The organism is Modicisalibacter muralis (assembly GCF_900102945.1).
In the GTDB taxonomy this organism is placed as follows: Bacteria; Pseudomonadota; Gammaproteobacteria; order Pseudomonadales; family Halomonadaceae; genus Modicisalibacter; species Modicisalibacter muralis.
Map to the genome: position 1 here is coordinate 144,511 of NZ_FNGI01000007.1, position 25,748 is coordinate 170,258.

Sequence of the window (25,748 nt, forward strand, 5' to 3'; positions counted from 1 at the left end):
AGCATAGTCTTTGACTGTTGAGTTTGTGAGGGGCATTTAGCAAGCTAACTTATGATTGTTCGATGGCAAGGAACGCCTTGCCCGTACCCGTATCGCGCCTGATCGCACAAACTGATATGGAGTTCGGCATGACCAGTGATACCCGCATCGGCCCTATCGCCCTTCCCGACACACGCGCCCGACGCATCATCGAAAACCTGATCGAGGGTTCGGGAGTGACCCTCAATGGCAGCCAGCCTTGGGACATTCGAGTGCTACACCCCGACTTCTTTTCGCGAGTGCTGCACCAGGGTACGTTGGGTCTCGGTGAAGCCTATATGCAGGGCTGGTGGGAATGCGAGCGTATCGACGAAATGGCCTATCGCCTGCTGCGTCATGGGCTTGGCGAACGGGCTCACACCTCTTCCGAGCGCCTGTTGTATCGCCTGCAGTCGGGCTTCTTCAACCTGCAGAGCAAGGCCCGCGCCTATATCGTCGGCGAGGCGCACTACGATTTGGGCAACGACCTGTTCGAGCGCATGCTCGACCCGACCATGTGCTATTCGTGCGGTTACTGGAAGCAGGCCAAGAACCTGCACGAAGCGCAGGTCGCCAAGCTCGACCTGGCGGCCCGCAAGCTGAACATCGAACCGGGCATGAAGGTGTTGGATATCGGTTGCGGCTGGGGCAGTTTCGCCGAGCATGCCGCACGTCATTACGGCGCCGAAGTCACCGGCATCACTATTTCCAAGGAACAGGCATCGCTTGCCCGGCAACGCTGCGAAGGCCTACCAGTGGAAATCCTGCTCGAGGATTACCGTGACCTCGAAGGGCGCTTCGACCGTATCGTTTCGATCGGCATGTTCGAGCATGTCGGTCATCGCAATTATCGCACCTATTTCGAAACCGTCGAGCGGCTGCTCGACGAGCGCGGTCTGTTCATGTTGCACTCGATAGGTTCCAACAGCTCCGAGATCAGTGTCGACCCCTGGATCAACAAATATATCTTCCCCAATGGCGTGCTACCCTCCATACAGCATATCGCCCGGGCCAGCGAAGGACGCCTGTTGATGGAGGACTGGCAGAACTTCGGCGCCGATTACGATCGCACGCTGATGGCCTGGCGGGACAACTTCGATGCGCACTGGCACGAAATCGCCGCCAACTACAATGACAAGACTCGTCGCATGTTCCGCTACTACCTTGGCGTCTGCGCCGGTGCCTTTCGCGACCGCGATATTCAGCTCTGGCAGATCGTCTTCTCCAAGGGCCACCCGGGACGTTACGACGCTCCGCGCTAATCCATTACGCGCTGCTGATACGTCCAAACAGCGTGTAATGTAAGTGATTTCCTACGTCATCGGTCGGATAACCCCGCGCCGATAAAGTCGGTATATTACTGCGTTTTGAAATTGGCATCGTCGCCGCAGCCGTCAGGCCGTTCAATACGCAGCAAGCCGATGTAGGGAGTTCGCGGATGCATCCCACCACCATGCCGGAACTGGATCGCGCCGTTCAATACCTGGATGTACTGGTCTGGATGGCCCCCGATGCCGACATGGGCTGGCAGGTATTGATGGGCAACCCCAAGGAGTTGTTGGGGTTGCCCCCAAGCGAACTCGAACACTACGCCGCCGATGCCGATTGGCCCGGCCTGCGCTGTCAGGATGCGAACCTGCGACAGCGCCTGCTGCTAAACGCTCGCACCCAGGGTGAAGCCTGCAGTCAATATACCTTGGCCAGGAACGGCCGGCTCGAGTGGCTGGAAGAGCGCGTGGTGTATCGGGACAATGGCTGGCATGGTCTGATTCGCCGCCTGCCGCCCTCGCCGATCAATACGATGGAACTCCCCCCTGCGCTTGACGAGTTGACCCGGCGGTTGTTCGAGTCCATGCCGGATCGCATTTTCATCGCGCGTCGTGAAGCACCCGGCGAACCCTTTCGTTACGTTTACGGCAACCCCGCCCTGCTCGATGCCCTGCGCCTGTCGCCTCGGCAGTGGAATGGCCATCGCCCGGAAGACGTCTTCACGCCCTCCGTCGGCCAGCGGCTGCAGAGCCGCTACGCTGAATGCGAGCAGCTAGGCCAGCCAAGGGGTTATGATGAAACCATGCGTCGTGGCCATCGCGAGCATATCTGGCATACGGTTCTGACCCGCCTCGACAACAGCCAGGACCCGGCCATGCCGTTTCTGGTCGGTCTGGCTCGCGATCACACCGAACTGAATACCGCCAAGCGCAGCGCCGCCAACGCCCACCGGCGCCTGCGGCACCTGCTCGAAACCAGCCCGGCGGTGCTTTACGCCTGCGATTCTCAACCGCCGTGGACGCTCAATTACATCAGTCGCAACCTGTCGCAGTTGCTGGGTCTCGACACCGATGCCGAACGCATCAACCTGCGTGAGCGCGTACATCCCGACGACGAGGCACGCCTGCTCACCTGGCTGGAGGCTTTTACCCACCACCAGCGTAAACGCCGTGCGCTGCGTTATCGTTTACGCCATGCCGATGGCTATTATCTCACCGTACAGAACGAAGCCCGTGTGTCGCGCCCGGTACGCGAGGGCGCGGCGCCGGAACTGGTCGGCACGCTGCTCGATGTCAGCCGCGAGGCCGAACTGCTCGCGCGACTGGAAATCATGACCGAGCGCATCCCGGGGCTGATTTTTCAATTTCGCCGCGCGCCCGGTGGCCAGCTCTCGTTTCCCTACCTGGCCGGCAACGATTATTTATTGAGAGGACTCGATCCCGAGGCGCTGGCCCTCGATGCCAGCCCGGTTCTCGAGCGCATCCCCGAAGAGGATCTTACCGCGCTGATGATCGCCATCGAACGCTCGGTGCAGCGTCATACGCCGTTGGCGACACAGCTCCGCCTGCACCAACCCGATGGCAGCCTGCGCTGGGCGGCAGCCCGCGCCCAACCCGAAACCTGCGACGACGGCAGCACGCTATGGCACGGCGTGTTGCTGGATATCAGCGACCAGGTCGCCCATGAGGCACATCTGCGCGAACTCTCGGACACCGACGATCTCACCGGTCTGGCCAACCGCCGGCGGCTGATGCAGCGCCTGGATGAAGAGCTGTCTCGTTCCCGACGCCATGGCAGCGTATTGACGCTATTGCTGCTCGATCTCGATCACTTCAAGCGCGTCAACGATACCTGGGGACATCTCAAGGGCGATCAGGTGCTGCGCGAGATCGCCACGTTATGCCGGGAAACGCTGCGTCACGAGGATGTGGTCGCCCGGTTCGGCGGCGAGGAGATGGCGATTCTGCTACCGTTGACCCCGCTCGAGGATGGCCTGCGCCTCGCCGAGCGTCTGCGCCAGATCATCGCCGGGCACGATTACGGCATTCAGCGGGGCAGCGTTACCGCCAGCCTCGGTGTCGCCGAATATATCGACGGCGACACGACCGATACGTTGATAGAACGCGCCGACCGCGGGCTATATGCTGCCAAGCACCAAGGGCGCAACCGGGTCGTGAGCATAAAGTAACCACTACACCATAGCCTATGCAGCTCTAGGCGTGCTCTTCCTTTCCTTACGAACAACAAGCTTTAAACCTAGATATAAGGCTAAGCTGACTAGCGGCTCCGCACACTAGAAGCAATAATATCTCTTAACACTGTAGTTAACCTAAAAAAAATATTTTGCCTTTCTCTTCAAATTCTCTAACGTTCTCATAATCTTTGAAAATCTTTTCACGGCTTTCGTTTATAAGATATAGGTGGCCAGGTTTTGTAAGAAGATCTATGGTTCTAGATAAAAACCCTCCCTTTTTAACCGAAAGCTTACTGGAATGGAAAGATGAGAGTTTTTTTACTGTTCCATCCAAAACAATATCTTTTATCAGGCCAGCTTTGTGCGCGATAAAGTTGACAAGCATGACAGCTTTTTCTGGAGAATAGTCAGGCTTAATCGAATGAAAGCTAGAGTTATTCAGTAGCAAATTCACAGTTTGTGTTATCTGGCTACTTCCTAAGGCCGCAACTAGAGCTTCTCCATCGATCCCACCTTGAATTCTTGATGCAGATTCCAGTAACACAGGCCCATCTTTTGTAAAAAAAAGCTCAGTATGAGCTGGCCCAAACTGCATACCTAATGCTGTCAAAACATCATCAACATAAGAAATTATTTCATCTTTATATTCAAAATCATGAGGCATAAGTACTTCTTTATCATATATACTATAACCTTCAGGCGTGTGAACTCTTTCCTCTTTCCAAATTTCAGTAACTTTATGGTGGCCTTCGAAGCTAATCGAGTTAACCATAAACTGAGTGCCTAGCAATTTTTTTTGCAATAAAGCCGCTTTGTTTTTACATCCAAATATATTTTTTTTATTTAAAATATCACATACAGCTTTTTTTGCAGCATGACCATCTATACAAATTCGGACATCCTCGCTACCACCGCTGTCAACTGGTTTGACAACCATTGGGTAAAAATCAGATGGAGCTTCAAAGTTAGGGGTATTCACTAACACTGAATCCACAGTTTTTAAACCATTTAACTTAAGCCGCTCTAACATTAACGCTTTGTTGCGACGAGCCTTGCTTAAATTAACATCATTTCCTGCAAGATTTAAGAATGAAGCGATTTTATCCGCCATAATCACTCCAGACTCACTACCGGCAATTACAAAGTCGTAATCGTCCTTTCTTAACAAATCAATCTGAGATAACTCCTGGGATTCATCTAACATTATGCTATTAGAAAAAATTTCTTCGCTATACGTCGCGCGAAATGGGATAGGTATATAATTACTTGATCTCACATGATCTAATTCAACATTCTTGCATAAAAGGTTTTTTGCTAAATGAACACCTGCTCCGTAGCAGTCAACAATTATCCCCTTCATTTTCTTACCTCCTTAATGATTCTAATCTGAAAAAATTTAGTGTAAATTTCAAAAACCAGAATACAGCAAAGAGCTATCGCTCTATTAAAATAGATATAAATTCCAAACCCAAGTTATCAGTTGAAACTGCAATAACAATACCAGTGACGGGCATTGATGCGTCCAGCATAGCTCCAACATTTTTCAAAAATTAATTGTAATTCTTTTTCATAGATTCTCTGACTATGATAATAACTACCCTCGGCATATATTCAATTCTAATATTCCTAATTTAGGCTGTGCTAACAATACATCTCATCATAAAATATTTGTCAATAGGAAATGCTCCCGGGATTTAAAGAAATCAATAAGCCACTGTTTTAATTAGTCAAATAATTTAATTAGTTTGCTTAGTTAGCTGAGCGAGTCGCGCAGGTAACATGACAGCGTATTGATGCCACTGCTGCTGCCCGATCACTTCAAGCGCGTCAACGATACCTGGGGACATCTCAAGGGCGATCAGGTGCTGCGCGAGATCGCCACGTTATGCCGGGAAACGCTGCGTCACGAGGATGTGGTCGCCCGGTTCGGCGGCGAGGAGATGGCGATTCTGCTACCGTTGACCCCGCTCGAGGATGGCCTGCGCCTCGCCGAGCGTCTGCGCCAGATCATCGCCGAGCACGATTACGGCATTCAGCGGGGCAGCGTTACCGCCAGCCTCGGGGTCGCCGGATATATCGACGGCGACACGAGCGACACCTTGATCGAACGCGCCGATCGTGGGCTTTATGCCGCCAAGCACGACGGCCGCAACCGGGTCTTCAGTATTCAATAAATCGGGCTCGAACGTAGACTCGAAACTCAGCGCGTGCGGCACATCTCGGCCGGATGGCGTAGCTGGGCGAGCAGGTAGGCTTTCAACTCGGCATCGACCTGCATCTCATCGAGCGCGGTGGCCATGCAGTTGAGCCAGGCATCGCGCTCCTCAACCCCGATCGGCAGGTGGCGATGCGCCATCGGAATGGCGATGGGGCCGAAGCGTTCGCGATAGCGGCTCGGCCCGCCCATCCAGCCAGTCAAAAAAGCCGTCAACTTATCGCGCGAGAGTGTCAAGTCGTCGGGATGCAGCGCGAGAATCACGCGCGCCTCGGGCAGGCGTTGCATGGCGTCGTAAAAGCGATCCACCAGCTCGCGCACCGCCGCCTCGCCACCCAAGGCGCGCAGCGTGCTATCGCCGATACCGTAGGTGGGCATCAGGACTCCTCGGTTGCCGGCTCAGTGACATGAATACCAAACAGGCTGGCCTCACCATCGCCACGGCCAATGGCTTCGGGCGCGACCACGCGGCCATCGCGCACCACCACGTGGCCGCCTTGGCCCTGCTGGCCGCCGATCACGCTGCCCACCAGGTAGGTGGGGAAGATCGCTGCGTCGTTCTCGTAGTTGGGATTGTGGATCAGCCCAATCATCTGGAAACGCCCACGGGTGTTGCGTAACGACTCCAGCGAATCCTGAATCAAGCGGCGATGCGAGAGCTTGGAGAACAGTCCGTCGAGCAGGATCACGCTCTCGCGGCTGGCCCTCGCGCGGCGCTTATGGGTGCCGGGTAGCTCGCGCAATTCGCGCTCGATGGCGAACTCCGAGAGCTTGACCAGCCACATCAGCGATACCGCTTCACGCTGACCCTCGGACATGTCCTCGTTGAGCGAAAACAGCCGGCCATGGGGGCGGATGGCGTCGTGGCGAAGGCGAATAGAGACGTCGCGGAACAGGCCACGATAGATGCGCCGACGAATCTGCCGGGTCAACTCCTCGTCCTTGCGACGCTGATCGCTGCCCGTGTTTACGCCCTCGTGTTGCATGCGCCTGCGCTGTGCGGCCTGATGCTCGTCGATATCGGCAAGCAGTTGCTGGATCAGCTCGCGCACTGAGTCGTCGCCTATCAGTGACGCCTTGACCTCGAAGAAAGCGCCACTCTCGCCATCGTGGCGTGTACCGCTGCGTTTGGCTACGCGCTTCAAGATATCCAGATTGCCGGCGGCGTCGGTGATAATCGACCCCAGACGCTCGACCAGGGTGCCTTCGATATGTTCGCGCGAAGCATGCAGTTTGCCGACCCGCTCGCGATGATCATCGAGCTGCCCGCTGAGTTGCGTATGCAGCGCACGAAGATCAAGCAGCGCCGCCGGGCTGGCGCCGTCCAGCGTCGCGAGTCGCGCGCGTTCGGTTTCGTTGAACAACCGGCTATCGCCGGCTTCGACAAGGGCCTTGGCCAATTGCCGCTCGCGGCTCTCGACATCCTTGGCTTGGCGCTCGCGGTTACGTGAACGCTCACCGATATTCAGTGACCTCAGCGCATCGAGCAGGATTTGTTGGCAGGCTTCTAACGCGGCGGTATCAAGCTCGACAGTATCGAGCCCAGTGTCGTTGCCGTGCTCATCACCGTTCTTATCCAAGCCCGCCAGACGCCGCCAATCAAGCAGTGCCTTGTCCAGCGCTTCGGCCTGGGGGTGATCGGCCGGCCAGCGGCTCGACTCGGCGAGATCGCCAAGTGTCGCCAGGCGCTCGGGCCAGCCGCTGGGAAGCTCACGCAACACTTCCAGCCAATCGATAGCCAATTGATCGGTCCAGGTCATCGCCTGCTGGTTGTCCTCAAGGCGTGTTTCGACGCCCTCACGCTCCTTGCCTTTGGCCTTGCGCGAAGCTTGCGTCTCGTCGCGCTGACGCTTGAGACGCGCAATCTCGCGCTCGAGCTTCTGACTGCCGCCACTCTCGTCACGCACCTCCAGATAGGCGCGAATGCGCGCGAAATCGAAATCGGCGCGCCGACTGGCGATACCCAGAGTATTATCGAGTTCGGCTTCGAGCGTCTTGGCATCGCGCATGAATGCCACGCCACCCTCGTTTTCGAAAGTCTCCAGCGCGCGTAGCCGGTCGCGCTCGCCGTCGGCGAACAGCATTCGCTGTTGTCTATCGAGCTCGTCACGTTGGCGACGCAGTGTCTCGATGCGCTCAACGCTCTGCGCGACGCGCTCGCCAGCAATAGCTTCCTGCTCGATCAGCGTGGCCAGGCGCGCTTCCAGCGCCATCAATCGCTCGACGCCACCGGCATCGGCAAATTTTTCAGCAGCGAGCCACGTTGCGCCATGGGTGTGCAATTCCCGCTCGGCCTGGGCGACTTGCGGTGCCAGCTCCGCCAGTTGGATATCGGCCTCGGCCAATTCCTCAGCGGCCTCCTCCAGCGCTTTATCACCGCCCTCCTGCAAATAGCGTTGGAAATCGTCGATGGCCGCCAGCGCGTCATCGGTCATGCGTGGCGCAAGTCGCTCGCGCTGAGTGTCGAGCGCGGCTTGGCGCTCGGCCACCGCATCGAGTGCCGTTTCAACCTGCTGCTCGACAGCCGCCTGGGCGCGCAACGCCAGTGCAAAGCGTTCACCATGCGGATCGATCCGCACGATTTCATCGTCCAGCGCAATGCGACGCTCACGGTCGACGATCAAACGTTGTTGGGTCTCTTCGCGAAGTGCAGCCAGATATTGCGGATCGAGCGCCGCTTTCACCGCCAGGGTTTCAACACCCTGCACCGCGCCCAACGGCGGCTGGCCCGCAGCCAGGCAGTCGGCCAATCGCCGCGCCTCGATCACCTGCACGCCAAGCCCACGCTCGATCAAGCGCTCGATGGCGTCTCGTGCCGCGGCTTCACCGTCGATCACCGGGGCAAACAGCTGCCCGGCGGCCTGCGCCAGCCAGTCGCGACGCTGATCATCGTTACCTTCGCTGCCGGTTAACACGTCATGCAGCGGCGCGAAAGTGATGCCGGCCTCATCGAGCAGCCGATGCGCCTCGGCCTCGGTAACCTGGCGGGCCAGCGGATCGCCGGAGAGGCTTTCCAGGTAATCTTCGCGATTGGCGATGGCTTCGCTCAGCGCCTGCAACTCACGCGACAACCGGGGGTAACGCGCCTTGGCATCCTTGAGCCAGGCCTCGGGCGACTGCTCAGTCAGATCGCCAAACGCCAGCCGGGCCTGATGCAGCTCACGCAGCCGGCTCTCTTCCTTGGCCAGCCGGTGGCTTTCGTCATCAAGCTCGCGGGATTCGCGATACAGCGCCTCGCGCAAGCCCACCGGCTTGGCATCGCCATGCAAGCGAGCGAACTCCCGCGAAGCTTCAGCAAGCGGCGTCAGTCGTGTACGACGCGCTTTCGCGTCCTGCTGGCGTTGGCTTTGGTGCTGGCACTGCTGTTGAAGGGCAGCCAGTTCGGCTTTCCTGCGCGACCAGAACTCTTCGATCGACTGATTGGGCCAGCCATCGATAAACGCCTGCCAGGCGTCTCGTCCTTGCTTAAGTGGCCCTTGCTCACCCTCCAGGCGCTGGCGCTCGCCGCGTAAATGACCGAGCTCTTCGCGGGCAGACTCATGCTGCGCCTCGATACCTTTCAGCTCGACGACGGCTTCATCGAACTCGTGGGAAAGCGTTTCCTGCTGCTCGCTTTTTAGCGCCAGTAGCTCGCCAGGCGTGGTTCCCGGGTGACTAACGGTGAACTCGGCATGCCAGTTGGCGGTATTTTCGAGCTTGGCCACACGAGCGATATGCGCATTCAGGGCCTGACGCGCTTGCTCGGCGGCGGCCACCGCCGCCTTCTCGCTGGCTTCCGGCGCTTCCAGTTCAGCCTCGCTGAACAACCCTTGGGATAGTGCTTGGGTATAAAAACTTTGATTGTCAGTAAATTCACGCTGACGCGATTCGAGCTGTTCACGTTCACGCTCGAGTCGCTCCCACTGCGCATCGAGGCGCTGGGCATCGGACTTCAATTCCTTGAGGTATTCGCGATCGGCGATCACCTCTTCGCGAAAGCGATTGCCATCGAGGGACTCAAAAGCCTCGGCGGCTTCGTCCAGCCGCGCCAGGGCGCGATAGCGTGCGGCGTCATCCGCGAAGGCGTGGCTATCAACCAGCCAGTCGCGCGCCGCGCTGAACGCGACGTGACTGGCGTCTTTCGCGCCGGGCCAGCTCGCCTCGGGCAGATGAATCAGACGGCGATGAGCATCGACCCGGGCGCCGCGCTCGGACAACGCCTGGCGTACCCCGTGTTCGGCCTGGTTGGTGAGTTTGGCGAGTAGCCAGATCGAAACGCGCGGTCGATCGGTATCACCGACGCCCCAGGCGAAACCGGCGATCAGTTCGGCGTCGGTTTCGTCATCGCTCGAGGATTGCGGCAGCCCAGGTAGCGCCATCAGCGCCTGGCCCCCCAGCAAGCGCTCACTCGCCGCCAGGCCCTCGTCCAGCGCTGCAAGGGCCTTTCGTGTCTCGATCAGCGCCTGGCCCTGGGTGTTGAGTTCATCGAGCCGAATGACCTTGTCTTCGGCACGCTTTTGATCCTGCTCGGCTTCGCTCAGGCGATGGCGCAGCTCAGTGACCTTGGAACCCGAGTTGAGGATCACATCCTCGATCAACTCTTCGCCCTCGTCGGTCTCGCCGCGTGTCGCGCCGGAGAGAATCTGCGGCGCCAGCACCTCGAAGAAGAACGCCTGGTCGGCCTTTTCGCCGACGCGCGGCTTGATGGCATTGAATATCTGGCTCTTGTCGGCACCGCCCTCCTTCTGGAACGCCGCCAGTTGGGCCAGTTCACGCCGCGAGATATGCGCGCCCACGGCGTCCAGCCACTCCTCGCGATTGGCACTGCGGGTCACGCCATGCGCACGCATCATCGCCTGCACGTCGGCGTTGGCATACAGCGCCAGCTTGCCGTCGCGGGTGATGTGCTGCACCGGCACATCGCCGAACGTGCCGGCATAGTGATAGAACGATAGGCCGCCACCATCGCTATAACCGTGCATGCCGAACACGAAGGTCTCGCCGGCGACCTCGTCACCGGCGGCGGCGAGCATATCGGATTGCCCCGACGCGCCGCTGCCCGAGCGAAACTCGACGCGCAGGTGGGACCAACTACGCCCCTGGCCGGCGACACTCGATGGCGAGCACTTGCGCCGTGCCCGCGAAAGCAGCGAGCGATCCCGCGAAAGCAGCCCGATCAGTGCCTCGGCGAGCGTGGTCTTGCCAAAACCGTTCTCCATGCTGATGGCGCTGGACTGGCCGCGTAGATCAAGCAGCAAATGACGCATCTTGGCGTCCCACGGCGAGGCGATATCGCCGTGCTTGTTGAGCAGGTTGGCCACTTCGATGCGGTTGATGACGCTCATGAGCGGCCTCCGGTTTCTTCCAGCGCTGGGTCGTCGGCAAACAGATCGGCTTCTTCGGCCTCAATATCTTGTGCATCAGCATCAGCTTCATCAGCGATGTCGGCCGAGTCGGCTCGGGTCTTTTCATCGCCAGGCCCGTCCTCATGGGTCGGTTCCGGGCTCGCCTGGCTGGATAGCAGATCGACCAGATGCGACAGGTGATGCACGCCGATCTGCTCGGCTTCAAGCGCCCCTAGCAAGGTCTGCTGCCAGACATCACCGCTATCATCATTCACGGTTTCGCGCACCGCTTCGAGCTGGCCGGCGCGCATTTGCAGATCGATAAAGGCTTTCACCCGCCGGGCGATATCCTCGCCACGCTCGTCGAGCAGTGCGCGGCTGGTCTCGGGAGCGGTGTCGCCCAGCTCGCGCAGCCCCTCGAGTTGCTCGCGCAGCAGCTCGACCAGTTCGGTAGTAGCGAAGGTCGCTTCCTGGTAGCGACTGACGTCGGACAACGCACGATTCAGACGGGTATAGAGCAGCGTATGCAGCAACAGCCACAGTTGCAGATACCACTGCGCCAACTCCGCGCGGCTCTCCTGACGCAGACGCAGGGCCGCGAAGACCGGATCGCGGGTATACAGCGGCGGCTGTTCCAGTTCGGTATCCGGTAGCAGCGCGTAGAGTCGCGAGCCGGGGGTGATGCCGGGATAATCGCCCGGCTCGAAGACCCGCAGGCGCAGGCCCTGCCCAGCAAGGAAATCGCGCAACGCCTCGCGTTCGGTGTCCAGCGCATCGTCGATCAGGGCACAAACGTCACGCTCGGAAAGTTGGCCCTCGCGGGCGGCGCGACGCTTGCGGCCACCACTGGGCTGGCGTTCGGCGGTGCGATAGCGCAACAGGTAGGCGACGACTTCGCCCATTTCGGTCATGTTCATGCGTATTCGTCCTGATCCATGGCCGCCAGGGGCTGTGATGGTGAAAAACGTAAGGAGGGCGTTACCGCACCTTCGATACGGCGCCCGTCATCCAGGGTGATGGTGAATGCATCGGCCTCGATGCCCACCGTCAGACCCGCATCGAGCAGATGGGTATCGACGAAGGTATTGAGCAGCTGAGCCAGGCAGTCCTGGTCCTCGAAGCGGTGCCAGCCTTCGCTCAAGGCATCGGGCAGCGATAACGGCGACACACCCAGCCGCTCGCGCAGTGCCGGCCCCCGCGCGTCGAGAAAACGCGCCAGCAATGGGTCGTCCGGGCGGGCGTCGTCGTGTTCGTCGAACACCAGTGCCGTGGCGCTCTTTTCGGCGCGGCGGGTCTCGATCAACGGAATCAGCGGCTCAACCCGAGGCATGGCGACGGCCAGCCCGAACGGCATCATGCGCTTGATAAGCGCATCGCGTAGCGGCGTCGCTAGCGGCTCGCTCAATAGCCGTCGCGACAGGCCGGCGAAATCGACCACGCCCATCGACTGGATGCGCCCTTCGGCGATATCCGAAAGCAACTCGGAGAGCCGGCGCGAAAGATTTTCGATCGCGGTGAGTACCCGGCCGATGGCGCCCGACAGCATGCGCAAGTCCCAATCGTCCTCCTGGCGCTCGCACCAATGCTCGAAGCGTTGGGTCGTGTCCGGGGTAGAGAGCTGCGAGCGCGCACTGAGCAGCGTGCTCTGCATCGTCGACAGCGCATTGTGATAATGGCGCTCGTTCTCGAGAAAGGCCGTGAGCTTGCCTTCACGCGTGGGGTTTTCACGCACCCGGCGCAGCTCCTGGGTCAGTGCGCGAATCGCCATCAATATCTGGTTGGTAATATCGGGGATACGCGCAAAATCGCTTCTGGCCAGCGCGGCGAGCACCTTGGCGGCGTCGTACTCGGAATACAACAGGTCTTCGACCTGGCTGGCCAAGGTCACCGCCTGACGGCCGCTGGGGGTCAGACGCACCTGGCCGGTCTGGCCCTGCTTCTCGATCAGCGCGGTACGCTTGGTGCTGCGTGTGCCTCGCCCGCTATCGCCGTCGCGAAAATGAATCTCGCTGGGTGTCGAGAGCAGATTGACGACGAAGGCCAGATCGTCGTGTGAGAGTTCAGGGTAGTCCTCACGCAGTTGCGCCAGACAGCGAGTCTGCGAGACGAAGGCGCTGTTGGTGGCGAAATCCACATCCAGCAGGTAATCGAGCAGCAGACAGCCGATGTCCAGCCAATAGCCATCACGCAGGCCACGGCGCTGTTCCTGGCTGACCTGGACGAACGGCGAGCCCGGTTCGTGGGCGCTGTCGTGCAGATCGATCAGCCGCGTGGTGGCGACGAGTAGCTTGCTCCAGGCGGTCATGCGTCTCCCCGATGGGCAAAAGCGCCATTATGCCAAGGCAGACGCGATGGGTCATTGTGCTAGCGAGTATGTCGATACTGTACCAGCGATATGATGAGTAGAGGTTCCGCGAAGGAGAGCAACAAAGTGAGGTAGACCGGTTTCCTTCCGCGCCATGCCATGCGTATCAAAGATACTCACGAAACCAGCGGGTAGCGTGTTCCTGTACCTCGTCGAGCTTGCCTGGTTCCTCGAACAGGTGCGTAGCACCGGGCACGATAGTCAACTCACAGGGCGCGTGCATACGTGCTTTCGCCTGTTCATTGAGATCGATCACCGTCTCGTCGAGACCGCCAACCAGTAGCAGCGTGGGCGCCTTGACCCGTGGCAGAAAGTCCCCCGCCAGGTCCGGACGACCACCTCGCGATACGACGGCACTCACCTTATCGGGCCGCTCAGCAGCGGCGATCAGTGCAGCTGCCGCGCCGGTGCTGGCGCCGAACAGCCCGACATTCAGGTTCTGTGTCTCCCGTGCCTGGGCGATCCAATCCACCGCGCCGCTCATGCGTGTGCCGATCAGGTCGATATCGAAGCGCAGCTCACGGGTACGTTCGTCGACCTCGTTCTCCTCGGGCGTCAACAGGTCGAACAATAAAGTGGCTAACCCTTGTTCGCTGAGGTAGCGAGCCACCTGCTGGTTGCGTGAGCTGAAGCGGCTACTGCCACTGCCGTGGGCGAATACCACGATACCCGTCGCATTATCCGGAGCGATCAGGTCGCCCTCGAGAACGACCCCGGCGGCCTGCAACTCAACGCTTCGGCTGGAAGGCGTCGTCATGGCAGCTCCTCCTCTTTACGTCCGCGAACGAAATATCCGTCTTCCGAGTGTAGAGTGCGTCTCGCGCTTCGCTCCAGACGATGACGACTTTCAGGTTCTGCCCGAACTCTCGCCGGTGGCGATACCCCCAGCGATCAGGTGCGCCGTGCGCAGCGGCTCGGGAATGGTGCCGTTGATCGCCGTGTCGCGCAGCACCGCGGCGGCCTCCTCGCGGCTGAGACCCATGTGCTGCACATGAACGCCAGCCAGCGGCTCCATCGGGCCGAGACGCTCGACCAGCGCCCACTTACGCGCCCCGCCGGGGATGCGCTCGAGCAGCGCCCGGCGCATGGCACCCGGCTGCGGCGCGTGACGGGCGACCACCAGCACCGGGATGCCCAACGCGGCGTGTAGCCGGGGAACGTCGACCACATTGAAACCGGCCAGGGCGACGCCCTGCAGCAGCACGAGTTGCAGGTGCGCGGCGAATTTGGATTCGCTCACCAAGTGTGTCAGTACGCGCGTGCTGTTGACGCCATCACGGCGTACCTTACCCGAGATCACGCCCTCCAGCCGGGCATGGGAGAAGACCGCGCCGACAACGGGCACATCGCCGCGATGCGAACGCGCGAAGGGACAGTCGTCGAAGCCGACGATGTGCGAGAACGTCCTGGGCCGCGTAGAAGCCATGTTCAGCGCTTGGCGGCCCGCAACCGTTGAAGACCGATAACCAGCAGATGCGTCGGCAGGTAAAGTGCCAGCGGCCAGCCGATCATCAATCCCAGCAAGTAGACGATTGGGTCGAGCGGTGTCTGGGATTGACCGAAAGGCCCCTGCACCCAGTTGATGTTGCGCTCGGGGTCGGTGAGCGCCAGGGAGAGCGGCAACACGAGCCAGGTCAACGCGATTTGCAGCCACAGGCCACGGCGATCGTAGCCTAGCTTGAATACCGCATAGACGGCGACCAGCGGCAGGACCAGGTGGAACAGCGAGAGCAGGCGAAAGCCGAGCGGCATTGCGGCATCGAACATGTATTCGGTGCCGCCGATCGGGTGGATGCCGGTGATCAGCGCGCTGCCCACGTCCACCGCCCAGAACACCCCCACCACGAACACCGCCAGCAACTGGGCGGAGATCAGCAGCCGATTCTCGGTCCACAACGCGATGAGAATCAGGAAACTGGCCAGGTCGCACAGCCAGAGGAAGTTCTGCCAGCCGAGCTTCCAGGCGTAGGCCGGCGCCCAGACGAGAACCCACAGCGTGAAGGCCAGCTTGAGCCACAGCGGCAAATAATGCGATGGCATGGCGCTCCCTTGTTTGTTCGTTCGGCCCGGCGTCACTGACAGCGTAGCCTTATCCTTCGTCGCCGATACCGTGACGCTTTAGCTTGTTGGCGATCGTGGTGTGCGAAACGCCCAGACGGCGCGCCAGCAGGCGGCTCGAGGGGTGCTCGGGGTACAGCGCGGCGAGCACGCGCTTTTCCACCTCACCGAGAATTTCGCCCAGCGAGCCATCGAGTTCGACACCGGCCAGGCCGGTGCTCCTTCCTACGTCCGGCATACGCAGATGAATGGCCTGCAGCTCGTTGCCTTCGCATAGCGAGACCGCCTGAAACAATACGTTCTCGAGTTGACGCACGTTGCCCGGCCATTGATAGGCGGTGAGTCGCGCCAGGGCGGCGTCCGAGAGCGCCGGCATCGTGCAGCCGATCTGTCGGGCGGCGCGGTCGATGAAGTGATTGGCAAGCTCGGCGATGCCGTCCAGGCAGTCGCGCAGCGGCGGAATGTGCACCGACAGCACATTGAGACGATGGTAGAGATCCTGGCGAAAATGACCTTCGGCGCACAACTGAGGCAGATCCTGCTGGGTGGCGCAGATCACCCGCACATCGAGATGCGTTTCCTCGTCGCTGCCCACACGACGAAAACCGCCATCCTGCAGAAAGCGCAGCAGCTTGACCTGCAGGCGCGGACTCATCTCGCCGACCTCATCGAGGAAGATCGTGCCCCCGGCGGTCAGCTCCAGCAGCCCCAGCTTGCCTTCCGGGCGCGCGCCCTCGAAGGCGCCCGGGGCATAACCGAACAGTTCGGTCTCGGCCATCGACTCAGGCAAACTGGCGCAGTTGAGCGCCATGAACGGCGCCTGGCCGCGCGGGCTGGCCAAGTGACAGGCGCGCGCCAACAGCTCCTTGCCGGTACCTGTCTCGCCCTCGATCAGTAGCGGCGCATCCAACGGTGCCATACGCCGTGCCTCGCGCACCACCGCGGCGAGGCGTGGGCTGGCCTGGAAGATCGCCTCGAAGCCGCGCAGTTCCTGACGTTGCACATGGTAGATGCGTTCACCGACACGGTCGGCACGGTGCAGTGTCACCACCGCCCCGGCCAGCGAGGCGACGTCGTCCTTTTCAGTATGCAACGGCGCGATATCGGCAAGATAGATGGCATCCTTGAGGGTCAGCCGCAGGCCGTTGACGCGCGCATTGTTGCGCCGCACCAGGTCGGGCAAATCGATATCGTGAACGTAACGATCCAAGGATAGACCCGGCACTTCATCGACGCGTACACCGAGCATCTGCCCCGCCGCGCGATTGGCGGCGACGATGCGCCCTTCCATATCGATCGACATCACCGGGTCGGAGAGCGACGACAGCAGCGCATCGAGCTCCAGATGGCGGCGCTCGCTGGGCATCAGGCTGACCCGCTTGACGCTGAATACGCCGGGCACTTCCTCGAGCGTCGGCCTGAGCGTCGTCAACTGCGCATTGAGCAAATGCGGCACGTGCAGATAAATGGTGTTGCCCTGGTCGCCGCCGACCTCGCCGCGCGACACGTTGAGGCCATAGTCGGCGAAGGGGGAAACGATATCGCGCAAAATGCCAATGCGGTTCTGACAGTGAAACTTGAGGCGCATGATCAGGCCCAACGATGAAGTAGAGAACGACACACGGAATAAGCGTCACATCAGCGTGACCCATCTGTAAAATTAACGTGACACCGGCCTACCGTTCAATGTCGAAACACCGGCTTATGGGGATTTTCGAGCGACTGACACCGGCTATCGTAAAGAAAAAATTACACTCAAATGCCAATGACAGGACCCTTTTCTCGTTTGCCCCCCCTTTCACGGCGTGAACGCCACCCTATGCTTAACAGCATACTTAGGTCATAGGCGGCCATAAGCACTGCATATTGGGAGCCCGACATGAACAATCAGAGCGCCAAGAAGCCAACCAAGTACCAGGCCCACCAGCCGGATGCCGACGGTATCATCCACTACAGCGATACCGAGAATGCCACCTGGCAGGCGCTGATGCGTCGTCAGATGGAAGTCATCGAAGGGCGTGTCTGTCAGGAATACCTCGATGGCCTCGAGCGTTTGGCGCTGCCCGAGGATCGCATTCCCCAACTCGCCGACGTCGACCGTGTGCTGCTGGAAGCCACCGGCTGGCAGACCGCCCAGGTGCCGGCGCTGATTCCCTTCAACACCTTCTTCGAGTTGCTGGCCAATCGTCGCTTCCCGGTGGCGACGTTCATCCGCACCCCGGAAGAAATGGATTACCTGCAGGAGCCGGATATCTTCCATGAGATATTCGGCCATTGCCCGATGCTGACCAATCCGTCGTTCGCCGAGTTCACCGCGACCTACGGCAGGCTGGGGCTCGCCGCTAGCAAGGAAGAACGCGTCTATCTGGCACGGCTGTACTGGATGACCGTCGAGTTCGGGCTGGTCGACACTCCTCAAGGGCGGCGCATCTACGGCGGTGGAATCATTTCCTCGCCGAAGGAAACCTTCCACGCGCTTTCCGAGGTGCCAACACACTACCCCTTCGACCCCATCGACGCGCTGCGCACGCCCTATCGCATCGATATCCTGCAGCCGCTGTACTATGTAATCGACGGCCTGAACAGGCTGCACGACCTGGCCGAACAGGACATCATGGCCATGGCCCACGAGGCCATGAAACTCGGTTTGTTCGAACCTACCTTCGAGCCCAAGAAAGCCGCCAACGCCTAAGCTAGACCTCAGCTAAAATAGCTACGGCATTTTATTTCAAGACAAGGAGTCCATTGATGAGCCATCTTTCCGAACAGCCCTGCGAAGCCTGCGGTTGGGACGCACCGCAAGTCACCAGCGCCGAGATCGACGAACTCAAGCCAGGCATACCCGAGTGGCAGATCGTCGAGCGCGATGGCATCATGCAGTTGGAGCGAGTCTTCAAGTTCCGCAACTTCAAGCAGGCCCTTGCCTTCACCAACCGGGTCGGTGAAATCGCCGAGGAAGCAGGCCATCATCCGGCGCTGCTCACCGAGTGGGGGAAAACCACCGTGACCTGGTGGTCCCACGAAATGAAGGGCCTGCACAAGAACGATTTCATCCTGGCCGCCAGAACCGACGAGGTAGCAGAGTAAAATGTTCGAGCAGATTGAGCGCGTGCCCGGGGATGCCATCCTCGGACTTATCGAGGCCTTCAACAAGGATACCAATCCCCAGAAGGTCGATCTCGGTGTCGGTGTCTATCGCGATGCCCACGGCAACACGCCGATCATGCGAGCCGTCAAGCAAGCCGAGGCTCTGCTGCTGAAGAACGAAATTACCAAGAGCTACATCGGCTCGCACGGCGACCCGCGCTACGGCCAGGTCATCCTGCCAATGGTGCTGGGCGAAGATTCGCCGGTGCTGGCCGAGAAACGCGTCAGTGCCACCCAGTCACCGGGTGGCACCGGCGCACTGCGCCTGGCGGCGGATTTCATCAAGACCAATCTGCCCGGCAAGGGCATCTGGGTCTCCGACCCGACCTGGCCCAATCATCTGGGCATTTTCCAGGCCGCCGGAATCCCGCTGCATAAATATCCTTACGTCGATGCCGAGAACCGCCTCGATTTCGACGGCATGATTGCAGCGATTGCCAAGATTCCACACGGCGATGTCGTGGTATTGCATGCCTGCTGCCACAACCCGTCCGGCTTCGATCTCTCCAAGGATCAGTGGAAGAAAGTGCTGGAAGTGGTCAGGGAGCGTGATTTGCTGCCGCTGGTCGATTTCGCCTATCAGGGCTTCGGCGACGGGCTCGAAGAAGACGCCTACGGCGCCCGACTGATGGCCGAGAGCCTCGACGAAGTGCTGATCACCAGCTCCTGCTCGAAGAACTTCGGCATCTATCGCGAGCGCACCGGCTGCTTGATCGCCATCGCCAAGAATACCGAGCAGATGGAAAACATCCGCTCGCAGATGGCGATTGTCGCCCGCGAGAATTACTCCAACCCGCCGGCGCACGGCAGCGCCATCGTCTGCGAAATTCTCACCTCGGCCGAGCTGGCGGCGGTGTGGCGCGACGAGTTGACCGAGATGCGCGATCGCATCAACGGCCTGCGCCGCGACTTCGTCGATGCACTCAAGCCCTACGGGCTGGATGCGCAATTCGCACACATTGCCGAACAGCGCGGCATGTTCTCCTACACCGGCCTCAAGCCGGACCAGGTCGATCACCTGCGCGACGAATTCGGCATTTACATGGTCCGCTCCGGCCGTGCCAACGTCGCCGGCCTGGCGAGCGAGAACCTGCCCTACGTGGCCAAGGCGATCGCCTCCGCCGTCAAGTAGGCGAGCGTATCGCATGCTAGCTTTCAAACGCCCGGCTCGCCCGGGCGTTTGTCGTTATCCCCTGACGTTCGCAATGCAGCAGGAGCCGTCATGGCCGAGCGAGTCACGATCATCGGCGCCGGTATTACTGGCTTGACCAGCGCGCTGGCGCTTCTCGAAGCCGGCTGCCAAGTACGTATCATCGACCCCGAGCCACCCGGCAGCGGCACCAGCGCCGCCAACGGTGGCCAGCTGTCGTGGGCCTTCGTCGCCCCGCTCGCCGAGCCCGGCGTGTTGCCTCAGTTGCCTGGCTGGCTGACCCACGCCGATAGCCCGATCCGCTGGGTACCGCGACTCGACCCCGCGCTGCCCGCCTGGGGGCTGGCCTTCCTGCGTGCCTGCACGCGGCAGCGAGCCCGCGCTACTACCACCGCCTTGCTCGAACTGGCTGCACTGGGAAAACCGCAACTTGACGATTGGCGCACGCGCCTGGGACTCGACTTCGACTGGCGTGCCAACGGCAAGCTGGTGGTCTATCGCGACGCCGGAGCGCTGGAGAAGGCGCGCAGGCAGGCAGCCTTCCAGCGCGAGCTGGGCGTGGAACAGGAGATACTCGACCGTGGCGCCCTGCTCGAACGCGAGCCAGGACTCGAGCGCCATCGCAACTCACTGGTCGGCGCGGTATGGACGCCAGGCGAGGAGGTCGGCGACTGCGCGAAGTTCTGCCGTGGCGTGGCAAGCCACCTGGAAAACCACGGCGTGAGCATCGAGCGCCGTCGCATCACACGCCTGGAAAGCGAAGCCGGCCGGCTTACTGCCTGGCATTTCAGCGATGGCGAGCGCCAGCAACGCGCCGCCAACGAGACGCTGATCGTTGCCGCCGGCCTGGCTAGTCGTGCCCTGCTCGCCCCGCTGGGTATTCGCCTGCCGCTCTACCCGCTCAAGGGCTATAGCCTGACCGTGGATCTCGATGCCGATGAACGACTCTTCGACACCAGCGTGACCGACGCCGCACGCAAGGTCGTCTACGCCCGCCTAGGGAGCGGCTCGAACGGCGGCCGCCTGCGCATCGCCGGTATCGCCGATCTCGACGGCTGGCAGGCCCGGCCACGCGCCTCGCGCGTGGAAATGCTCAAGCGCCAGGCCAGCGAGTTCCTGCCCGATCAGGCCTCGCGCATTCAAGCGACCGACGCCTGGACCGGCCTGCGCCCGGCCACCCCCGATGGCCGCCCGCGCCTCGGCCCAACCGACATCGACGGGTTGTGGATCAACACCGGCCATGGCGCGTTGGGCTGGACACTGGCGCCGGGTTCGGCGCTGGCGACCGCTCAGGCACTGAGCAAGCGAGACATCCAGGCACTGACCAAATTCAGGCTATCCGCTACGGGTTAGAGTCATTAATCATCAAAAAAGGCGCTCATCGGAGCGCCTTTTGGCTATTTACCAGCAATCACGCCGCGTAGCGACCGATATCCAGGCCATTCGGATCGATGGCGGGCCGCCGCCCGGCCATCAGATCGGCGAGCAGGTGACCGCTGCCGCAGCTCATCGTCCAACCCAGCGTGCCATGGCCGGTGTTGAGCCACAGATTGCTGTATTTGGTGCCACCGATGATCGGCGTGGAATCCGGGGTCATCGGGCGCAGACCGGCCCAGAACTCGGCCTTGGCGACATCACCGCCCTCGGGGAAGACGTCGTGCACCACCATGCTGATGGTGGCGCGGCGCTTCTCGAGCAGGCTCAGATCGTAGGATGCCAGTTCGGCGGTGCCACCGACGCGGATACGGTCGTCGAAGCGCGAGATCGCCACCTTGAAGGTTTCGTCCATCACAGTGGACTGCGGCGCGCCGCCGTCGTCGGTCACCGGCACGGTCAGGCTGTAGCCCTTGACCGGGTAGATCGGCAGGCGAATGTCGAGGTCCTTGACCAGAAACGGCGAGAAACTGCCCATGCACACCACGTAAGCGTCGGCGGTCAGTTCGCCAGCCGAGGTGATCACCCCATCGATGCGGTCGCCCTGACGCTTCAGGCGCTGAATCTCGACGTTGAAGCGAAACTCGACGCCGAGCCGGTCGCGGCAGTAGTCGGCGAGGCGATTGGTGAACAGGTGGCAATCACCGGTCTGGTCGTCGGGCAGGTGCAGGCCACCGACGAACTTGCCGGGCACGCGCATCAGTGCCGGCTCGACGTTCTTGATCTCCTCGGCATTGAGCAGCGTGTGGCGCACGCCACACTGCGCGAGCACCTTCATGTCCTTGGCGATCGCCTCGACCTGGCTGTCGGAGCGGAACAGCTGCAACAGGCCGCGCTGCCGATCCTCATAGCGAATGCCGGTAGCATCGCGCAATTCATTGATGCAGGCACGGCTGTACTCGGCCACGCGCACCATGCGCTCCTTGTTGACGGCATAGCGCTCGGCGGTGCAGTTGTTGAACATCTGCATCATGAAGCGCGCCATGGTCGGGTCCATGCGCGGCTGGATCTTCAACGGGGCGTGTTCCTGGAACATCCACTTGACGGCCTTTTGCGGAATACCCGGCGCCGCCCAGGGCGATGAAAAACCGAATGACACCTGGCCGGCATTGCCGTAGCTGGTTTCCATGGCCGGCGATGGTTGGCGATCCACCACCGTGACCTCGTGCCCTTGCATGGCCAGATAATAGGCGCTGGTGACCCCCACGACGCCGCTGCCAAGAACCAGTACTTTCATTGCCCGTCTCCCCGCCGATTGTGCCTTTGAGCATCTGGCGTCGATCGCCAGTTCGGAGGCGAGTATAGGAGGTTAAATCTAGTTTTTTATACTGAAAAATATATAATTATTTTTATTAAAAACTAAATATATATAAAAAATCATTAATAATTTTTATATTCTTAGCAATTTTCAGTGCTATCAACTACACCTCCTTTCATGCCGTTGATCGAGCGCCGATATAGCCCCAGCGCCAGGCCGCCAGCCAGGCAATTGCCCACTGCCGCACCGATCGCCACACCGATCACCCCGCCCTCTTGCGCACCCAGCCATAGACACGGCAGGTAGCAGGCGAACAGCCGAGCACAGGACATCAACATGGCACGCAGCGGCCAGCCCAGCGCATTGGCGGCCGACACGACCAGCATACATACGCCAAGCAGCGCATAACTGGGCAGCAGGCCGCGAATCAGTACCGCCAGCTCATCGCGCACCTCGGGATTGCCTGACAACGCAGCGGCGACCCAAGGTGCGGATAGCGCCAATGCCAGACCCAACCCGAGCTGCCAGATCACCACGACACGTGTCGCCAAGGCCATCAAGCGGCGAATTTGCGCCCAATCGTTGCCGCCGTAACAACGCCCCAGCCACGGCGGTAACGACATGGTCAGCGCCAATACGACCATCAGTGACACGGTTTCCAGACGAACCGCCAGGCCCCAGGCGGCGACGACCGTTTCACCCAAACCGGCAACGATCGCCGTCGCCAGCATGGCCGCCAGCGGCGGCATCAGTTGGCTGATCATGGCTGGCCCGGCGATGCCCGCGAATGTACCCGCCGATTGGCGTGCCTCCATCGTCAATCCATACCGGGCTAGCCAGCCGCTATGGCGTAGGCGCCTCGCTATCAGCAACAACCCGCTGGCAAACGCGATCGCCGTGGCCCAGGCGGCACCCGGCAGACCCAGCCCTGGCCAGGGGCCAACACCGAAAATCAGCAGCGGATCGAGAACCAGGTTGACCAGGCTGGTCAACACCATCAACTTGCCGGGCAGGCGCGTATCGCCATGCGCGCGGAACAGGCTGTAGCTGAAATACAACACCGCCCCCAGCCAGGCGGCCAGCAACTGTGGCCCCCAGTAATCGTGAATCAAGGCAAGCGTCGCCGTATCCGCGCCCAGCAAGCGAAATACCCGCGCCTGGACGCCCCACAACACTCCCGCCAGCATGGCAATCGCGATGCTGCCGGTAATCAACACCAAGCTACCCAGCCGCCGCGCCCGCTGGCCTTCACCGGCACCCAAGGCGCGGGAAATCAAGGCGGCGATGGCAATACCCAGCCCCACCTGCACGCCGATGATCAAGAAGCTCAGTGGAAAAGTGAACGATTGCGCCGCCAGCGGCGCGGTACCCAGGCGGGCAATGAAAGCACTATCGACCAGTTGGAAGCCCAGCAGCGACAGCACACCCAATGCCATCGGCCAGGTTTGGCGCCATAGCTGACGCCCCAGGGAAAGTTCTGACTGACTCACACGGTCTCCAGGATGGGTACGTACTCCTCAAGCTTTTCAGCACCCGATACCGAAAGCCGAAAGAAGCGACAAACAGGTGGCCATCAAGGATGGTCGTCCCGCTGCGAGGCAAGCGCCGCCTCGAGCCGAATCGCATATTCCCGGCCATGGCGGCGTTGGGTACTCTCCCGGTCGGCCCGATGGTGATCCACCTGAGTAGCGAATCGCGAGTCGTTCATGTAGGCCTCGAGAGGTTCGAACACCGTCTCCTGGGTGATCTGCTCATCCGGCGAATTGATGGCGATGCAATAATCCTGCGGCGCCGTGACCTTGCACTGCGATTGCTGGCGGCACGCCTCGCGCATGACCCAGTCCCCCAGCCGATGCACCAGGTCGGGGTGCTCGTCGGCGAGAGTGAAGTCGGTCGGCGGCACCGTCGCCCCTGCTTGGGATGAAAAATGCAAGCGCGCCTCGAGCCCCTCGATGCGTTCGCTGGTCGCGGTCATGCGCGGCTGGTAGCGAAGTACGTATTCACCGTCGCGCAGGTCATGGCTTAACTGTTGCATCAGTTGATATTGTCGGGTCAGCTCATCGTGCAGGGACTGGTCGAAGAACCAATAACTGTCGGGGCCAGCGAGCCTTGCCCGTTGCATTGCCATATCGGCGGTATGGATCAACTCACCGGCGCTGGTGCCGTTATCGGGGAACAGACTGATGCCAATGCTGGTGGCGATGCCGAGTACGCGCTCGTCGAGCGCGTACGGCTGGCCGATGTCCTCGAAAATCGACTCCAGTAATGGCAAAACGTCGTCATCGGACTGCAAACTCGGCAGAACCATCACGAAGCCCGCGCTGCCGAAGCGCGCCACCGGATTCGCGGGTCGCCCCTGACGCAGACGGCTAGCGACCATCGCCATCAGTGCATCCTCCTCGACACAGGTTTCCGCGTCGTCTCGCACGACCACCTCGCCGAGCGGTTCGACACCGATACCGATGACCGCCAGACTGCTGCCCTGGCGCTGGCAATTTGCCATGCAGGCGCTGAGTTCGGCCTCGAAGGTCGGCTGGTCGGGAAGACGGCTCAAGGTATCGAAGCCGGTCACGAGCTCGAATTCACGGCGCGCCTGCGTCAGTTCGCGCAGATCGACATCGACACAGAACATCAATGGGTTGTCGGTCCGCTCACCGAGCATCAGATGATAGGAAAAGACCGTGACCGGCTCGCCCGACTTGTGCCTCAGTTCCAACTCGCCCGCCGGAATGCCCAGCCCCTTCTCGATCCAGTCATGGTGAGCCGCAATCACCGGCTCGCGCAGTGCATCGGGAATCAACAGCTCCTCGAGATACCGCCCGATGGCTTCATCGGCGCTATGGCCGTACAGCAGCTCGCTGGCTTTATTCCAGTAGATGACCCGGCGCTGCCTGTCATAGCCCTGTACGGCGACCCTTGGCAGGCTTTCGAGCAGGCTGCGAAAGCGCTGCTCGCTCTCGACCGGCTGTGAGGGCGTCGCCCTGTCGTGCGGCTCGGTGCGCGATCGCCGCATCAGACAAGCCGCCAGCGCCAATACTAAAAGCCCCAGCCATAGAGGCCCCATGAGCAAGCCCGGCACGAGAGACCGGCCAGACAACATTTGCACGACGCCCAGCAGGATCAGCAAAATTGAGCCCACGACGAGCGCCGCGAAGCATAATGGCCAGCGGCGCCGCATGGCGAGACCGCTACCGGCCCTGGGGGATCCTGTCATGGTATGTCGCAATCCTGTATACAAATGGCGCAACAGTATAGACGCAGCGATGACAATCGCGTTAACGCACGAATCCGGGAACCACCAACGTCGGCGTCAAGA

The 25,748-nt window shown here is 60.7% G+C and carries 19 protein-coding genes; 7 read left to right on the plus strand and 12 right to left on the minus strand.

Annotated features, from left to right (window positions below; all coding sequences use genetic code 11):
* Nucleotides 1-128 precede the first annotated feature (128 nt).
* Together cfa and BLR92_RS13015 are read left to right on the plus strand one after the other, a co-directional pair.
* Complete coding sequence (cfa, locus tag BLR92_RS13010) at nucleotides 129-1,280, plus strand: cyclopropane fatty acyl phospholipid synthase (RefSeq protein WP_089729244.1); 1,152 nt, start codon at nucleotides 129-131, stop codon at nucleotides 1,278-1,280.
* Nucleotides 1,281-1,456: 176 nt separating this feature from the next.
* Nucleotides 1,457-3,475: a sensor domain-containing diguanylate cyclase gene (locus tag BLR92_RS13015; RefSeq protein ID WP_089729246.1), complete on the plus strand. Its 2,019-nt coding sequence runs from the start codon at nucleotides 1,457-1,459 to the stop codon at nucleotides 3,473-3,475.
* Between the two features lie 136 nt (nucleotides 3,476-3,611).
* On the opposite strand, the gene BLR92_RS13020 is transcribed toward BLR92_RS13015, so the two are convergent.
* On the minus strand, nucleotides 3,612-4,841 hold the full coding sequence (locus BLR92_RS13020) for an ATP-grasp domain-containing protein (protein WP_089729248.1): 1,230 nt from the start codon (nucleotides 4,839-4,841) through the stop codon (nucleotides 3,612-3,614).
* A gap of 433 nt (nucleotides 4,842-5,274) precedes the next feature.
* Here BLR92_RS13020 and BLR92_RS13025 point away from each other — a divergent pair, with 433 nt between their 5' ends.
* A complete protein-coding gene (locus BLR92_RS13025; protein WP_089729250.1) occupies nucleotides 5,275-5,655 on the plus strand; it encodes a GGDEF domain-containing protein in 381 nt (126 codons plus the stop codon).
* A gap of 26 nt (nucleotides 5,656-5,681) precedes the next feature.
* On the opposite strand, the gene BLR92_RS13030 is transcribed toward BLR92_RS13025, so the two are convergent.
* The 8 genes from BLR92_RS13030 to BLR92_RS13065 all read right to left on the minus strand — a co-directional run bounded on the left by BLR92_RS13030 (nucleotide 5,682) and on the right by BLR92_RS13065 (nucleotide 17,031).
* Nucleotides 5,682-6,074, minus strand: a complete 393-nt coding sequence (locus BLR92_RS13030; RefSeq protein WP_089729252.1) for a group II truncated hemoglobin — start codon at nucleotides 6,072-6,074, stop codon at nucleotides 5,682-5,684.
* Nucleotides 6,074-11,020, minus strand: a complete 4,947-nt coding sequence (locus tag BLR92_RS13035; protein WP_089729254.1) for a coiled-coil domain-containing protein — start codon at nucleotides 11,018-11,020, stop codon at nucleotides 6,074-6,076. The genes BLR92_RS13030 and BLR92_RS13035 overlap by 1 nt, the downstream gene beginning before the upstream one ends.
* The gene (locus tag BLR92_RS13040; RefSeq protein WP_245704206.1) at nucleotides 11,017-11,937 is read right to left on the minus strand and encodes a hypothetical protein; all 921 of its coding nucleotides are present in this window, start codon (nucleotides 11,935-11,937) and stop codon (nucleotides 11,017-11,019) included. Before BLR92_RS13040 ends, BLR92_RS13035 begins: the two co-directional genes overlap by 4 nt.
* Nucleotides 11,934-13,325 (minus strand): hypothetical protein, encoded by a 1,392-nt coding sequence (locus BLR92_RS13045; protein ID WP_089729257.1) that lies wholly within the window; start codon nucleotides 13,323-13,325, stop codon nucleotides 11,934-11,936. Before BLR92_RS13045 ends, BLR92_RS13040 begins: the two co-directional genes overlap by 4 nt.
* 166 nt (nucleotides 13,326-13,491) lie before the next feature.
* Nucleotides 13,492-14,142 (minus strand): dienelactone hydrolase family protein, encoded by a 651-nt coding sequence (locus BLR92_RS13050; RefSeq protein WP_089729259.1) that lies wholly within the window; start codon nucleotides 14,140-14,142, stop codon nucleotides 13,492-13,494.
* Between the two features lie 90 nt (nucleotides 14,143-14,232).
* Nucleotides 14,233-14,811 carry an endonuclease dU gene (locus BLR92_RS13055; RefSeq protein ID WP_089729261.1) on the minus strand — a complete coding sequence of 193 codons (579 nt, stop codon included), beginning with the start codon at nucleotides 14,809-14,811 and terminating at the stop codon, nucleotides 14,233-14,235.
* Nucleotides 14,812-14,813: 2 nt separating this feature from the next.
* Nucleotides 14,814-15,425 carry a hypothetical protein gene (locus BLR92_RS13060; RefSeq protein ID WP_089729263.1) on the minus strand — a complete coding sequence of 204 codons (612 nt, stop codon included), beginning with the start codon at nucleotides 15,423-15,425 and terminating at the stop codon, nucleotides 14,814-14,816.
* A gap of 49 nt (nucleotides 15,426-15,474) precedes the next feature.
* Nucleotides 15,475-17,031: a sigma-54-dependent transcriptional regulator gene (locus BLR92_RS13065; protein ID WP_089729265.1), complete on the minus strand. Its 1,557-nt coding sequence runs from the start codon at nucleotides 17,029-17,031 to the stop codon at nucleotides 15,475-15,477.
* Nucleotides 17,032-17,322: 291 nt separating this feature from the next.
* Between BLR92_RS13065 and phhA the strand changes: the two genes are divergently transcribed.
* From phhA to BLR92_RS13085, 4 genes are all read left to right on the plus strand, one after another.
* Nucleotides 17,323-18,135: a phenylalanine 4-monooxygenase gene (gene phhA, locus BLR92_RS13070; RefSeq protein ID WP_089729267.1), complete on the plus strand. Its 813-nt coding sequence runs from the start codon at nucleotides 17,323-17,325 to the stop codon at nucleotides 18,133-18,135.
* A 56-nt stretch (nucleotides 18,136-18,191) separates the two neighbouring features.
* Complete coding sequence (locus BLR92_RS13075; RefSeq protein ID WP_089729269.1) at nucleotides 18,192-18,530, plus strand: 4a-hydroxytetrahydrobiopterin dehydratase; 339 nt, start codon at nucleotides 18,192-18,194, stop codon at nucleotides 18,528-18,530.
* Nucleotide 18,531: 1 nt separating this feature from the next.
* Nucleotides 18,532-19,722: an amino acid aminotransferase gene (locus BLR92_RS13080; protein WP_089729271.1), complete on the plus strand. Its 1,191-nt coding sequence runs from the start codon at nucleotides 18,532-18,534 to the stop codon at nucleotides 19,720-19,722.
* Between the two features lie 90 nt (nucleotides 19,723-19,812).
* Nucleotides 19,813-21,093, plus strand: coding sequence for an FAD-dependent oxidoreductase (locus BLR92_RS13085; RefSeq protein ID WP_089729274.1), 1,281 nt, complete (start codon nucleotides 19,813-19,815; stop codon nucleotides 21,091-21,093).
* Nucleotides 21,094-21,151: 58 nt separating this feature from the next.
* On the opposite strand, the gene BLR92_RS13090 is transcribed toward BLR92_RS13085, so the two are convergent.
* From BLR92_RS13090 to BLR92_RS13100, 3 genes are all read right to left on the minus strand, one after another.
* Nucleotides 21,152-22,411: a D-amino acid dehydrogenase gene (locus tag BLR92_RS13090; protein WP_089729276.1), complete on the minus strand. Its 1,260-nt coding sequence runs from the start codon at nucleotides 22,409-22,411 to the stop codon at nucleotides 21,152-21,154.
* Between the two features lie 161 nt (nucleotides 22,412-22,572).
* Complete coding sequence (locus tag BLR92_RS13095; RefSeq protein ID WP_089729374.1) at nucleotides 22,573-23,868, minus strand: MATE family efflux transporter; 1,296 nt, start codon at nucleotides 23,866-23,868, stop codon at nucleotides 22,573-22,575.
* A gap of 137 nt (nucleotides 23,869-24,005) precedes the next feature.
* A complete protein-coding gene (locus BLR92_RS13100; RefSeq protein ID WP_089729278.1) occupies nucleotides 24,006-25,646 on the minus strand; it encodes a diguanylate cyclase domain-containing protein in 1,641 nt (546 codons plus the stop codon).
* Between the last annotated feature and the right edge of the window lie 102 nt (nucleotides 25,647-25,748).

Excerpts from the sequence above, each read along its gene's own strand:
- BLR92_RS13055 (WP_089729261.1), bottom strand. The coding sequence starts at position 14,811 with ATGGCTTCTACGCGGCCCAGGACGTTCTCGCACATCGTCGGCTTCGAC.
- BLR92_RS13085 (WP_089729274.1), top strand. The coding sequence starts at position 19,813 with ATGGCCGAGCGAGTCACGATCATCGGCGCCGGTATTACTGGCTTGACC.
- BLR92_RS13095 (WP_089729374.1), bottom strand. The coding sequence starts at position 23,868 with ATGGCATTGGGTGTGCTGTCGCTGCTGGGCTTCCAACTGGTCGATAGT.
- BLR92_RS13050 (WP_089729259.1), bottom strand. The coding sequence starts at position 14,142 with ATGACGACGCCTTCCAGCCGAAGCGTTGAGTTGCAGGCCGCCGGGGTC.
- cfa (WP_089729244.1), top strand. The coding sequence starts at position 129 with ATGACCAGTGATACCCGCATCGGCCCTATCGCCCTTCCCGACACACGC.
- BLR92_RS13045 (WP_089729257.1), bottom strand. The coding sequence starts at position 13,325 with ATGACCGCCTGGAGCAAGCTACTCGTCGCCACCACGCGGCTGATCGAT.
- BLR92_RS13015 (WP_089729246.1), top strand. The coding sequence starts at position 1,457 with ATGCATCCCACCACCATGCCGGAACTGGATCGCGCCGTTCAATACCTG.
- BLR92_RS13100 (WP_089729278.1), bottom strand. The coding sequence starts at position 25,646 with ATGACAGGATCCCCCAGGGCCGGTAGCGGTCTCGCCATGCGGCGCCGC.
- BLR92_RS13065 (WP_089729265.1), bottom strand. The coding sequence starts at position 17,031 with ATGCGCCTCAAGTTTCACTGTCAGAACCGCATTGGCATTTTGCGCGAT.
- BLR92_RS13025 (WP_089729250.1), top strand. The coding sequence starts at position 5,275 with ATGCCACTGCTGCTGCCCGATCACTTCAAGCGCGTCAACGATACCTGG.
- BLR92_RS13040 (WP_245704206.1), bottom strand. The coding sequence starts at position 11,937 with ATGAACATGACCGAAATGGGCGAAGTCGTCGCCTACCTGTTGCGCTAT.
- BLR92_RS13090 (WP_089729276.1), bottom strand. The coding sequence starts at position 22,411 with ATGAAAGTACTGGTTCTTGGCAGCGGCGTCGTGGGGGTCACCAGCGCC.
- phhA (WP_089729267.1), top strand. The coding sequence starts at position 17,323 with ATGAACAATCAGAGCGCCAAGAAGCCAACCAAGTACCAGGCCCACCAG.
- BLR92_RS13020 (WP_089729248.1), bottom strand. The coding sequence starts at position 4,841 with ATGAAGGGGATAATTGTTGACTGCTACGGAGCAGGTGTTCATTTAGCA.
- BLR92_RS13030 (WP_089729252.1), bottom strand. The coding sequence starts at position 6,074 with ATGCCCACCTACGGTATCGGCGATAGCACGCTGCGCGCCTTGGGTGGC.
- BLR92_RS13075 (WP_089729269.1), top strand. The coding sequence starts at position 18,192 with ATGAGCCATCTTTCCGAACAGCCCTGCGAAGCCTGCGGTTGGGACGCA.
- BLR92_RS13035 (WP_089729254.1), bottom strand. The coding sequence starts at position 11,020 with ATGAGCGTCATCAACCGCATCGAAGTGGCCAACCTGCTCAACAAGCAC.
- BLR92_RS13060 (WP_089729263.1), bottom strand. The coding sequence starts at position 15,425 with ATGCCATCGCATTATTTGCCGCTGTGGCTCAAGCTGGCCTTCACGCTG.
- BLR92_RS13080 (WP_089729271.1), top strand. The coding sequence starts at position 18,532 with ATGTTCGAGCAGATTGAGCGCGTGCCCGGGGATGCCATCCTCGGACTT.